Here is a 14,485-nt window from a genome sequence, read left to right on the forward strand (position 1 = left end):
TTATAATGGTTTAACTTTTAAACTTTTTATTTTTTATTGAGGATAGATTATGGCTAACAATTCTATAGAAATAAGAGGAGCTAAAGAGCATAACCTTAAAAATATATCGCTGTCAATACCGCATAAAACACTCACTACTTTAACAGGAGTATCAGGAAGCGGAAAAAGTTCTCTGGCATTCGATACTATTTTTAAAGAGGGGCAAAGAAGATATTTAGAATCATTATCAGCCTATGCAAGACAGTTTTTAGGAGTTATGGCTAAGGCAGATGTTGAACATATCGAAGGACTATCCCCTACTATTTCTATAGACCAAAAAAGCGTTAATAAAAATCCGCGTTCTACTGTAGGTACCGTTACAGAGATTTATGACTTTTTTAGACTTCTTTTTGCAAGACTTGGTGTTCCTTACTGCTCTAAATGCGGACATAAAATTTCAAAGCAAAGCGAAGACCAAATAGCTCATAGTGTATTAAGAGAGTTTGCCGATAAAAGAATTTTAGTTTTAGCTCCTATTGTAAGAGATAGAAAGGGAGAGTATAGAAAAGAAATTGAAGAAGTTAAACTTGCAGGATATCCTAGAATAAGAATTGATAATATAGTTTATAAATTTGATGAAGATGAAATACCAGAGCTTAAAAGATATGAGAAGCATACTTTAGAAATAGTTATTGATAGGATAAAAGTTGAAGATAAATACTTGTCAAGAATTACTGATGATATAGAAAGAGCTATAAGAATAACTAAGGGGTTAGTAGCATTTTACGAAGAGCATGAAAAAAGTAATGAGGCAATTGAAGTTAATAATGATATAGAAAACACCGAAACAAATGAAGCTGATACAAAAACTAAAAAGAAAAAAATAAAAATGAGTAAGCAGTTTGAAATAGATAAATATTACAAACTTTATACTACAGAAAGGTCTTGTGCTAACTGCGGACACTCCATTGCTGATATTGAGCCTAATTTATTTTCATTTAATAATCCTATGGGAGCATGTACTGTTTGCGGAGGGCTTGGGGTTGAGCATGTATTTACAGAAAAGCATATTGTAAGAGATGAGAATTTAAATATTTATGACGGGGCTTTATCATGTTTCGTAGATGATCATATTGGTTTTGATATGGAATATGGTATTGATGAACTAGAAGTTATTGCAAAAACTTATAAAATAGATTTAAAAAAGCCTTGGAAAGATTTTACTAAAACAGAAAAAAAATATTTGCTTTACGGCACTGATAAAGAAGTTAAATGGAGAAAAAGATTTTGGTATCATAGCAAACTTGTAGAAGATAGAGTACCTGGTATTTTGGATAGATTAAAATACGATTATGAAACTTATAAAATGAGCTATTATGCTAATTTTATGGACGAAGTTGAATGTCCTAAATGCAAGGGTAAAAGAATCAATGAAGATGCATTGTCAGTTAAATTTAACGGTAAAACTATAGCCGATTTTTCTTCAATGACTATAGAAGATTTATACGATTATTTTACCAAATTAAAATTAAAGCCTAATGAAGAGATAATTGGTGCCCCTATAGTAAAAGAGATTATTTATAGATTAACATTTTTAGTGAAAGTAGGATTAACATATTTAACAGTAGAGCGTTCCTCCCCTACTCTTTCAGGCGGAGAATCTCAAAGAATAAGACTAGCATCTCAAATAGGAAGCGGACTTGAAGGTGTATTATATGTATTAGATGAGCCTTCAATAGGACTTCATCAGTCTGACAATAAAAAATTAATAGAGTCATTAAAAACATTAAGAGATAAAAATAATACCGTTATAGTTGTAGAGCATGATAAAGAAACTATGGAGGAGTCTGACTTTTTAATTGATATAGGCCCTAATGCTGGAGTTAATGGCGGAGAGGTTGTAGGCATTGGTGATTATGAAGAGTTTTTAAAGTCTGATAGATCCTACACTGCAAAATATTTACGCGGCGATGATGATATAGAAATACCAAAGACAAGAAGAGATGGAAACGGAAAGTTTTTAAAAGTAATAGGTGCTAATCAATTTAATCTAAAAAACATAGATGTAGAGTTTCCTTTGGGGTTATTTATTGTGGTAACTGGACTTTCTGGAAGCGGTAAATCTACTTTAGTTGAAAATATTTTAATGCGTGCTTTGCATAATCATTTTTATGGAAAAACTTTAACAGCAGGAAGTCATGAAAAAATAGAAGGGCTTGAAAATATTGATAAGGTTATAGAAGTTGATCAGTCGCCTATAGGAAGAACTCCAAGAAGCAATCCTGCAACTTATACAAAAGTTTTGTCTCCTATAAGAGATTTATTTGCTGCTACTAAACTTGCAAAAATGAGAGGATATGACAAAGGCAGATTCTCATTTAATGTAAAAACAGGAAGATGTCCTACATGTGAGGGTGCTGGAGTTATAGAGTTAGAGATGCAGTTTTTATCTAATGTATTAGTGCCTTGTGAGGAATGCGGCGGTAAAAGATTCAATGCAGAAACTTTGGATGTGAAATACAAAGATAAAACTATATATGATGTTCTTGAGATGAGTGTATCAGAAGCTATTAAGTTTTTTGACGGTATAACTTCAATAACAAGAATATTAAAAATAATGGAAGATATAGGACTTGGTTATATAAAATTGGGTCAGCCTTCCACTACTTTGTCTGGAGGAGAGGCTCAAAGAATAAAACTAGCAAGCGAGCTTCATAAAATATCCACAGGAAACACTTTATATATATTAGATGAACCTACTACAGGACTTCATTTTGAGGATATAAAAAAATTATTTAAAGCACTAGACGGACTTGTTGAGAAAGGAAATACTGTTTTGGTAGTTGAGCATAATTTGGACGTTATTAAATGTGCTGATTATATTATAGATATGGGACCTTTAAGCGGAGATAAAGGAGGAAGAGTTGTTGCCAAAGGAAAGCCTGAAGATATTATAAAAGTAAAAGAATCTCTAACAGCCAAAGAACTTAAAGAATTATTAAAACCTTCAAAAAAGAAAAAAGAAATTATAAAAACTGAAGAAACAAAAAAAGAAGAAAATACTTCATTAATAATAAGAGGTGCTAATAAACATAATCTTAAAAATATCAGCTTAACATTACCAAAAAATAAAATTAATGTTATAACAGGAGTATCTGGAAGCGGAAAAACTTCTCTTGCATTTGATACTATATTTAAAGAAGGTCAGAGAAGATTTGTTGAATCACTTTCCACTTATGCAAGAAGATTTTTAGGAAGATTTGAAGATGCTAATGTTGAAAAGATAGAAGGACTTGCACCTGCTATAGCAATAGATCAAAAAAATGTAAGCAGAAATCCGCGTTCTACTGTTGCAACTGTTACAGAGATTTATGACTATTTCAGACTAATTTTTGCAAGAGTGTCAAAACCTCATTGTCCTCATTGCAGTGATAAAGATACTCTAAAAGCTGAAACTCCTTCAATACTTGCAACTGAAATTATTGATACTATGGACTTGCATAAACTTATTATAATTTCTCCTCTGTATCATAGTTCATTTAATCATAGATTTACTTTTGATGATAATGATGCAAAAGATATTAAAAAGATTATAGAAAAAACAAGAGAAGCTGGTTATGTGAGAATGCAGATTAATAATAATGATTATGTTATATATGACATTACAGAAGAAGAGATTAAATCTTTATCAAAAGAAGAAATATATTCCGTAGGTATAGTAATTGACAGAATAGTTGTCGGAAAGGATAAAAGAGCTAGGATTGCTGATGCTATTGAAAGGGCTATGGATTTATCAAACGGAGTGGTGCATATAAAGGCTTCACATGGAATAATCATAAAAGAAAGTTTCCATACAAAGTTTCCAGCATGTCTTTTGCATGGTATATTATTTGATTTTGAAGTTACCCCAAGACATTTTTCATTTAATTCACATTGGGGATACTGTGAAGAGTGCAAAGGGCTTGGAAGTAAGCCTACATTTAGTATAGATTTGGCAATAAAAGATAGTACAAAGCCTTTGTTTGATGGTGCATTAGACACTGCTCTTCATAATATGTTTTCTACTCATGGCAAGCATTATACTGATTCTTTATTCAGACTATTAAAAAGAAACGGCATAACAAAAAAAGATTTATATCAAACTCCGTTTAATGAACTTGATAAAAAAGTGATAGATACAGTATTCTTCGGCGGTGATTATGCTATAGGAAATGTTATTACTGAATGGCATTCTAATAATGATGTTACAAGCGAAGATTATTCAGAGTGGAAAGATAAATCGCTTGGTAAATTTTTTGTTGATGAGGAATGCAGTTCTTGTCATGGAGAAAGGTTAAACGAAGTGATGAGAGCATACACAATACAGAATAAAAATATAAGCCAAGTATGTGCTATGACAGTTGAAGGGGCAATTAATTTCTTTGATGAACTTCCAAAACTTTTAACAGAGAGAGAAAATACAATATCAAAAGAAGCTGTTAAAGAAATAAATACAAGGCTTAGCTTTTTGGATAAAGTTGGATTAAATTATTTATCATTAGGAAGAAAATATGCTACACTATCAGGAGGCGAAGCACAGAGAATAAGACTTGCTAGTCAGTTAGGCTCTAAACTTACAGGAGTGCTTTATGTATTAGATGAGCCAACCGTAGGACTTCACCCAAGAGATACCAGTCACTTGCTTGATACATTAAAGGAATTGAGAGATTTAAAAAATACTCTTGTAATAGTAGAGCATGACAGAGATACTATGAAAGCTGCAGACAATATTATAGATATGGGACCTTTTGCTGGCGCTTTCGGAGGAGAAGTAGTTTTTGAAGGTAAATACGATGATATATTAAACTCCAATAATTCACTTACAGGAGATTATTTAAGCGAGAGAAAAAAAGTATTTGAGAAAACTGCTGTAAGAAATGAAGAGACTGAATGCATAAAATTAAAAAATGTTTCTACAAACAATTTAAAAAATATTAGTGTAGATATACCATTAAAAAAAATAGTAGTTGTTACAGGAGTATCTGGAAGCGGTAAATCATCTTTAATAATAGATACTCTCTACCCTGCTCTAAAAAAACGCAGACTAAATCAATATTCAAAATTTGAAAGTGCTGAAATACCCAGCATTGTTTCAGACACTATATTAGTTGACCAAATTTCAATAGTGGGTTCAATTAGAAGTACATTAGTAAGCTATAGTAAAGTGTTTGATAAAATTAGAAATATATTTGCAAAAACTCCCGCAGCAAAGGCAAAGGCATTCGCAGCAGGCAGATTCTCATACAATGGAAAAGAAGGAAGATGCAATATATGCGAAGGAAAAGGGATAAGAAAAATAGCTATGCACTTTTTATCCGACATGGAAATAGTTTGCGAGGCTTGCGGAGGCAAAAGATACAATGATGAAACTTTATCCGTAAGGTTCAAATCTCTAAACATAGCTGAAGTATTAGAACTTACAGTTGATGAGGCAATAGAGTTTTTTGACTTTGACAAATCAATAACTAAAACTTTATCAATAATGAGCGAAGTTGGACTTGGTTATATAAAACTCTCCCAAAGGCTTGATACTTTCTCAGGCGGAGAGTTACAGCGTTTAAAACTTGCTACAGAGTTAGCAAAAAAACAAGGCGATGAGCATATAGTTTATATATTAGATGAGCCTACTACAGGACTTCATTTTGATGATGTTAATAAACTTCTTATAGCTTTAAACAAATTAGTAGAAAAAGGACATAGCGTCATCATAATAGAGCATAATCCCGATGTTATAAAAGCTGCTGATTATATAATAGATTTAGGTTTAGAAGGAGGCATTAACGGAGGTGAGATAATTGCTAAAGGCACTGTTAATGAAATTCTAGAAATTAAAAAAGGCTACACTTGGAAGTATATTTGATTATTTTATACTCTAATTTATTAACTTTATAAAATTAAAAACTAGTTAAAAATTATTTATAATTTTATAATTATTTTTATCAAGTACTTTTTAAGTAATAATATGGTATGGTTAAATCAATACCTATACCATATTATAAACTTTATAAATAAATATTTTTATTATTCAAATATAGTTTTGTACTCGTCTTTTAAATAAGGCTTGATTTCTTCTGCTGACATTAATACTTTAGTCTCGCCTATTGCATAAGGTCCGATTTCATATATTCCCCAAGTGAATACTAAACCGTTTGATGTAATATAAAAATTATTGTTTTCTAATGAAAGTTCGTTCAAATCAAAATAAGATCTTTCATCTCTTCCTTCTATTTTTAAAAGTTTATCTTTTATTAAATTTAGTAAGTCTTGATTTTTCAAATCTGTTATTAAATCTTCTATTTTTAATTTATTTCCGTTTTCTAATGAATAAACACTGTATACTGTAGCGTATGTTCCATGTGCACCGCCTGTGTACTCGTATATAAATCTGTTTATTGAAATAAATTTTTCACTTAAATAATTTATCCCGTATTGACTCAAATCTTCTGACGTATTTGCTATATAATCTGAGTTTACCCATTCATCATAAGAAGCATTCATTTTATTGCTTATTACATTTTCTTTTTTTAATAATGATCCTAAATCATTAAAAGAAGCAGCATCAGTTATATAAAACTCTTTGTTTATATCCAAATTTATTTTATCTATTACTTCTGAATTATTTTCATTGTTCAATACAAATATAGAGTTTTTATACTCAAATATATTATTATTGTTAGCAGAAACATTTGTGTATGAATATTCAATTATTCTTGCTCCTGTGATAGGACTTTTAACGGACTTAAAAATTATTTCTTTACCATCTATTTTAGCATTAAAAGGATATGATACGCTTGGCAGATTTCCTTCTAAAGTATTATTATCATAAGAAACTGCTGATATGCTTCCTTCATCAAGTTCGCCTATTCTTTCTACATTGAATGTTATTGAGTTTTGATTAGAGTCTGTATAAACAATTGTACCTAAATTATTTGTATTATATGTTAAAGCAGAACTTACATACTCTCCATTATCAGACATCAAATATACTGCTTCATAATTGTATAATTTTTCATTTTCAGTTAAAGGAATATCAATATTGGCTTGTATATTATTTGAGTTTTGATTATTATTTGAATTGCTGCATGAAGCCAATACTAATAAACTGCAAATTATAATTTTTAAACTTGTTTTCATTTTTATCCTCTTTTTTAAATTACTTCCAAAATATACTTATATTAATAACAGTATATATTTTTTATTAGTAAAATAATATTAACTAAATATATTTTTTATTACTAATATAAAATTTAGTATACTTAATTTTATATTTTCTTATTTTATTTTGATTATATTGTAATATTTATTTATTAAATATAGCTTTTATTATAAATATAGATATATAATTAATAACACTATAAATATTTACTATATAATCGTAATGATATCTGTAAAATATATATTTAATGATTTATTATATATAGTTGTTTTGCAATTTTACTAAATTTGATAAATATAACTTATTATTATTTAAGTTTTTATATATAAAAATATTGACAATTTTAGTTAAAATGTATAATATTAAATTATTAACTAACTATAGAGTTGTTTTATGGAAATAAACAAACTGAAGTTATTAGTGTCATATCATAAACCTAGTACTTTAATAAAAAACGATATATTTATTCCTATTCATGTTGGAAGAGCTCTAAAATATAAAGAATCAAAAGATGGTAAAATTTGTTTAGATGATTATAACTGGCTTATTGATAATATGATAGGTGATGATACTGGAGATAATATCTCATATAAAAATAGAGAGTATTGTGAATTAACGGCAATTTATTGGGCATGGAAAAATTATGAAAAGCTAGGAAATCCTGAATATATTGGTTTTATGCATTATAGAAGATTATTAAATCTTAATATTAATAAAAAAATTAATGATATAGTTGAATTTAATGAACTAATTAGTGATTTAATTGGGTTTAGTAAAAATAATATTGATATTTTATTATCTAATTATGATATTATTTTGCCTGAAATATGTGAAGTACATCCATACGGACTTCCTAATTTTATTATGTCAAATTATGATTTTTATTCTAGAAACAATATAATAGAAGATTTATCTAAAATTATAAAAATAATAGATAATGATTATAAAGATTACATTGATGATATGAATAGTTATTTAAATTCATCTAAAAGTTTCTTTTTTAATATTTTTATAATGAAAAAGGAAATATTTTTTGAATACTGTGAATGGCTTTTTGGAATACTCTATAAGTATGAATTAATAAGGGGAAATAGAAAAAATATTGATATTGATCAAAATAGAGAGATTGCTTATATTGCAGAAAGATTACTAAATGTATTTATAAAATATTATATTAGGAAAAAAAATGATTCTAGAGTAATATATAATAATATTGTTAATGTATGTGAAAAAATTGATAAATTAGATTTGAATAAAATTATATTAGGAAATAAAGATTTATCAAAAATAAAAATACAAAAAGTTAATGATAATGCTGATCAAATATATATTGTTTATTCTACTGATGATAATTATTCTCAGCATTGCTGTGTTAGTATGGCTTCTATATTGTTAAATAGCGACAAAGATAGTTATTTTAACTTTATAATTTTAGATGGAGGAATAACGGAAAAAAATAAGAGTAAATTATTATTTTTAAAAAATATAAAAGAATGTAATATAACTTTTTATGATATGTCACAATTTGATTTTTCCAGATTTAAATTAAATAGAGAAAATATCTCAGAAGCCACATATTATAGATTAATTTTAACTCAATTGTTACCTAATAATATTAATAAAATTATATATATTGATTGTGATACTATTATTGAAGCTAATATAAAGAAACTTTGGGATATTAATATAGAAAATTATTCAGCATTAGTTGTGGATGATGAATGCGGTATATCACAGTGCCGAAGATTGGCTTTGCCTATAAAAAATAGATATTTTAATGCTGGAGTGTTAGTTTTTAATTTAGAGAATCTAAAGAAATTTGATTTTTATAATGAGTGTATTAAATGTTATAATAATGATGAGGATATTATTACTTTGCAGGATCAGGATATTTTGAATATTGTTTTAAATAATAAATGTAAATTTATAGATTTGAATTGGAATACAAATTCACGTATATATTTAGGCAATAATCTGAAAGGATATAATGTACCATATTATGAAAATAGCTATAGCAGAAAAGATGAGGAAAATGCTAAATATAATCCATATATACTGCATTATACTGATATTTTAAAGCCTTGGGATATATATTGCAATCATCCTTTAAAAAATGAATATTTTGATTATTTAAAATTTACTAAATTTAAATTGTTTAGAATAAAATATCTTTTTAATAAATACATTTTTTTCTATAAGAAGACTAATAATTTTATTAAATTTAGAATATTTTCTATTAATATTATAATAAAGTATAAAAAATAAATAATAATTATTAAGGAGTAATCAAAAATGAAGATATGCGTTATAGGTACTGGATATGTTGGTTTAGTTGTAGGGGCTTGTTTTGCAGAGATGGGAAATTTTGTTATATGTGTTGATAATGATGAAGAGAAATTAAAAAAATTAAATAATGGTATTATACCAATATATGAGCCAGGATTAGAAGATTTGATTAAATTTAATGTTGGAGAGAAAAGACTTTCATTTAGTTCTGATTTAGAAATAGCTGTTAAGAAATCTTTAATATGTTTCATAGCTGTTGGTACTCCTCAAGGAGAAGACGGTTCTGCTGATATGAAATATGTTTATACTGTGGCAGAACAAATAGGTAAAGCATTAAATGGATACAAGGTTATTGTGGATAAATCAACTGTTCCAGTAGGTACTGCAGAAAAAGTTACTGAAATAATAAAAAATAATGCAAAAGAAGAGTTTAAAAATGAATTTGATGTTGTATCTAATCCTGAATTTTTAAAACAAGGTGCTGCTGTTGAGGATTCATTAAAACCAGATAGAATAGTAATTGGTTCTAATTCTGAAAGAGCTACTAAAATAATGTATGAACTCTATTCTGCTTTTCTAAGAACTGGAAATCCTGTTATAACTATGGATGTTAAATCTGCTGAAATGACTAAATATGCTGCTAATTCTTTTTTAGCTGTTAAGATTTCATATATCAATGAGATAGCAAATATATGCGAAAAAGTAGGTGCAAATGTTGATATGGTAAGGCTTGGAATGGCAGCTGACCGACGTATAGGAAGTCAGTTTTTATTTCCTGGTTTAGGTTATGGCGGGAGCTGTTTTCCTAAGGATGTAAAAGCATTATTAAATACTGCCAAAGCAAATGGATGTGAATATGATATATTAAAATCTGCTGATTCTGTTAATTTTAAACAGAGAGAGATATTTGTGAAAAAAATAGAGAAATATTATAACAATGATATAAAAGGAAAAACCTTTGCCGTTTGGGGGCTTGCTTTTAAACCTAATACTAATGATATGAGAGAAGCACCTGCTATTACTATTATTAATGCTTTGCTTAATAAAGGGGCTAATATTAAAGCTTATGATCCTAAAGCCATGGAAACTGCCAAAATTATATTTGGAGATAAAGTTATATATTCAAATTCTTCTTATGATGCTTTAGAAAATGCAGATGCATTACTTCTTTTAACAGAATGGAATGAATTTAGACGTCCTGATTTTAATAGAGTTAGAGACCTATTAAAAGATAATGTTGTTTTTGATGGAAGAAACATATACGATAAAAATGTTTTAGCAGAAAGAGGCTTGAAATATATTAGAATAGGATAATAAAATATAATTTTTACTAAAAAATATACAACCTATGCAGCTGTATAAAATATAAACATAGGTTGTATTTTTTTGTGTTTTGAATTATTATGAATATATATGTAATCTTTGCATATTAATTCATGGTCTGGTCTGGTCTGGTCTGGTCTGGTCTCTATTCTAAATTTAGATCTAAAATTATATCTCCATTTCTTTATAGGTATCCACCATGATAATGAATATATGAAATTATTATACTTTGAACTAAAATATTTTATATAGTGAATATTTTGATTTTGAATATCTTTTAAAATAGATATATCCATAGTCTTTTTATTATATATGATATTAACTTATAATCTTCATAATCTCTAGCTATTTTAAATAAAATAAATCTTTCATAATCTTCGTTTGATATATTATCATTATTATTAACTTCTAATATTATGAATATATTTATAAATTTCTTTTTTATTATCCATAATATCAAAATTATATTTTAATCCGCAAAAAATTCTAGGAGTTATATACTGAACTAATTCTGAATTTTTATTGTAACAATAATCAAATAAATCTTTCATTCTCTCTATAACAGCAATAATTCTATTTATATCATTATTAGTTGCCCCCATAAATGAATTGTTTCTAAATCTATGGAAATATTCTACTCTATGGTTATATGAAGCTTTAGGGTTATTATATAATAGTTTATAAAAGAAATTAAAATCATTTATATGATCTTTTAAATTTTCTATGTAACTAAAATATAAATTATTTTTTAATATAAATTCTCGTTTTACAATTTTATTCCAAGGTGAAATATCAATATTTTTATAATTACCAATATTTAAATTTTTTATTGAAAAATTAATGTCTCCTTCTATTATATTTTTATCATATAATACATTATTTTTTAAGTTAGTAATTATATTATCATATTCTATTCTGTAGTCTCCCCCTAATTTATCATCATAAAATACGGATACAATATTAGAAGTTTGGGTTATATCTGAATTATATTTAATGGCCGTATTATATAATTCATAAAGAAAATTGTTAGATATATAATCATCAGAATCTAAAAGATAAATATACTCTCCTTTAGACAAATCTAAACCTAAATTAATACTTCTTGATTGTCCTAAATTAGTATTATTTTTAATAATTGTAATTCTATTATCGATAGATTTATAATGCTGTAAAATATTGTATGTATTATCACTACTGCAATCATCTATACATATAATTTCTATATCTCTTAAACTTTGATTAATTACAGTTTCTAAACATTGTTCAATAAATTTTTGCATATTATATGCTGTAATTATTACGCTAACTTTAATATTATTCATAAAAATTTCCTCCAAAAAATTTTTCTTTTAAAGAATTTCCATAATATTCTAATATATTTAAAAATGTTTGATAATTAACACCTGTTCTATTAATATCATATAATCTATGATAATTATCATATCCTATATCTATAATATCACATATATTATTATTAACTACGTTAATTTTTGTGTTATTTAAAACAGACATTAAAAAAAACCATTTATCATCATCTGTTGGAGCTAGTTTTTTAAATAATTCTTCATTAAATACATCTTCATGTAAATATTTCTTTTTGAATAATACACCTGCACCAGTAGTAAAATAATTAAGATATGAAGCTTTATAACTATTATTTACATTTCTTATGAATTCCCATTGTGTTATAGGTAAAATAGTAGATTTAGTTTTCTTTATTAAAAATGCTCTATGACAATGTATATAATTAGGATTATCTAAATATGAATTATATAATTTTTCAAGCCAATTATATGGATAATATATATCATCATCTGCTGTAACAATTATATCATTTGGAAATTCTTTTAAAGCATATATCAATTTTTTGTAAGAATAAATATTTTTGCAAAATTTAATTTCTAATCCAAATTTTTTTAAATTTAAAATATTAGTAGGAACATCATTTTCACAATTAGGAAATTCATCATAGCTCAACCATAAAATAATTTTATCTGGTTTTATAGATTGATTTATTATAGAGTATATAACAATATCTATATCATATATTCTTTCAGGGTAACTAGTCAAACTAACAATTAATTTTTCTTTTCTAAATTCATGTATTATTTTATTATCTCCCATAGATAATAAGGACATTCTTGCTTTACTTCTTATATCAAGTAGAAATAAATATCTATTATTACATTCAATTTTTCTTTCTAAATTATTAATACTATCCATTAATGATTTTTCATTCTCAATTCTGGAATTTAAAAAATCTCTTAAAGAATTTCTTAGTTTTTTAAATGGTATATACCAAACAATATTATTTATTATATTAAAACACATAAAATACTCCATCATAGTTAAACATAAAATTTATTTCTAAAATTATCACGCCACTTTTTAATTGGTATCCACCAAGATATAGAATTTATAAGTTTATTAATTTTATTATCTATAATAACTTCTTTGTCAGTAATTTCTTTAATCTGATTCTTTAATTGATTATTTTCTTCATTTAGGATTTTAATTTTACTATAAAAATAAGAATTATAAAATTGATTATTATTTCTTATTTTTGTTATATAAGGATTAAGATGACAATTTTCAGAATCAAATATATGATCCTTAAATGTATTATATATATCATACTCATCAGGCATTTCTGTTTTTGTATAATGTGTATTCCAATCTCTTAAATTCCAAAAAAAACATTCTGCTGAATATTCTTTTTCTAATTTAACAAATTCTTTAGCATCATTTAAGTTTACTTTAGATACTACAAAAAATAAAAAAATATTTTCTATTCTATTTTCTTCTTTTAATCGTTTTACAAATTTCAAGTTATCTATTAATACGTTAAAATTTCCACCTAAAACTATTTTATCATATGTATCCTTTTTAGCAGCATGCATAGAAATTTGAACATATGATAATTTATCGATAATTCCAAGATTATTTAACATTGTTTCATTTAATAATAAACCATTTGTATGCAAATCAAATTTAATATTTGGATATTCTTTAACTATCATTTTTATTAAATTTTTAGTATGTCTACTAGAAAAAGGATCTCCACTTCCAATTAAACATACTTTATCTGTATATTTAATAATTGGAAGTATGTATTTTTTAGCTTTTTCATCTAATTCTTCAATATATTCTTTTGAATTTCTGTAAATATTTTCTCTACAACTTTTACATTTTACATTACAATCATTATCATAGCTTAATTTTATTATGTTTACTTTCTTTAGATTTGTATTATAGTCTAACTTAGTAACATATTTTGAATTAAGCATGTATACATTTTCCATTTTATTTGGATTGCATAATTCTAAATTACACATAGAGTAATCACCTTTTAGACAGTTACTTCTAATAAAAATAGCATTATCTGAGTTTAAAATATCTAAAAAATCCTGTTTATAAATATTTCCAATAGATAATCCCTTTATATATGGCATACAACATGTTCTAACATCACCATTATAATCTATTTCTAAGTAACCAAATGGTAATTTACAAACTACATTATCAAAATTCATATATACTCCATAATATTTAATAATAAATTTATTTTTTAATAAAAAAACCTATGCTGCAATTTTATATTGCAACATAGGTTGTATTTTTTTGTGTTTTGAATTATTATGAATATATATGTAATCTTTGCATATTAATTCATGGTCTGGTCTGGTCTGGTCTGGTCTGGTC

The 14,485-nt window shown here is 26.0% G+C and carries 8 protein-coding genes; 3 read left to right on the forward strand and 5 right to left on the reverse strand.

Going from position 1 to position 14,485, the window contains the following annotated elements; all coding sequences use genetic code 11:
- Positions 1-49 precede the first annotated feature (49 nt).
- A complete protein-coding gene (gene uvrA, locus Q1X91_RS06025) occupies positions 50-5,878 on the forward strand; it encodes an excinuclease ABC subunit UvrA (RefSeq protein WP_300754456.1) in 5,829 nt (1,942 codons plus the stop codon).
- 161 nt (positions 5,879-6,039) lie between these two features.
- On the opposite strand, the gene Q1X91_RS06030 is transcribed toward uvrA, so the two are convergent.
- Entirely contained in the window at positions 6,040-7,152 is a 1,113-nt protein-coding gene (locus tag Q1X91_RS06030) for a DUF3298 and DUF4163 domain-containing protein (protein ID WP_300754459.1), read from the reverse strand.
- Between the two features lie 415 nt (positions 7,153-7,567).
- Between Q1X91_RS06030 and Q1X91_RS06035 the strand changes: the two genes are divergently transcribed.
- On the forward strand, positions 7,568-9,439 hold the full coding sequence (locus tag Q1X91_RS06035; protein WP_300754461.1) for a DUF4422 domain-containing protein: 1,872 nt from the start codon (positions 7,568-7,570) through the stop codon (positions 9,437-9,439).
- 27 nt (positions 9,440-9,466) lie between these two features.
- Entirely contained in the window at positions 9,467-10,774 is a 1,308-nt protein-coding gene (locus Q1X91_RS06040) for a UDP-glucose/GDP-mannose dehydrogenase family protein (protein ID WP_300754463.1), read from the forward strand.
- A 32-nt stretch (positions 10,775-10,806) separates the two neighbouring features.
- Here the strand turns inward: Q1X91_RS06040 and Q1X91_RS06045 are convergent, their stop codons facing one another.
- From Q1X91_RS06045 to Q1X91_RS06060, 4 genes are all read right to left on the reverse strand, one after another.
- Entirely contained in the window at positions 10,807-11,079 is a 273-nt protein-coding gene (locus Q1X91_RS06045; RefSeq protein WP_300754466.1) for a hypothetical protein, read from the reverse strand.
- Positions 11,080-11,184: 105 nt separating this feature from the next.
- Positions 11,185-12,105, reverse strand: coding sequence for a glycosyltransferase family 2 protein (locus Q1X91_RS06050; protein WP_300754469.1), 921 nt, complete (start codon positions 12,103-12,105; stop codon positions 11,185-11,187).
- Positions 12,098-13,114, reverse strand: coding sequence for a glycosyltransferase (locus Q1X91_RS06055; protein WP_300754472.1), 1,017 nt, complete (start codon positions 13,112-13,114; stop codon positions 12,098-12,100). The genes Q1X91_RS06050 and Q1X91_RS06055 overlap by 8 nt, the downstream gene beginning before the upstream one ends.
- Positions 13,115-13,131: 17 nt before the next feature.
- Positions 13,132-14,316, reverse strand: a complete 1,185-nt coding sequence (locus Q1X91_RS06060; protein ID WP_300754475.1) for a radical SAM protein — start codon at positions 14,314-14,316, stop codon at positions 13,132-13,134.
- Between the last annotated feature and the right edge of the window lie 169 nt (positions 14,317-14,485).

Origin of the sequence: uncultured Brachyspira sp. (assembly GCF_949287625.1) — a bacterium.
Lineage (GTDB): Bacteria > Spirochaetota > Brachyspiria > Brachyspirales > Brachyspiraceae > Brachyspira.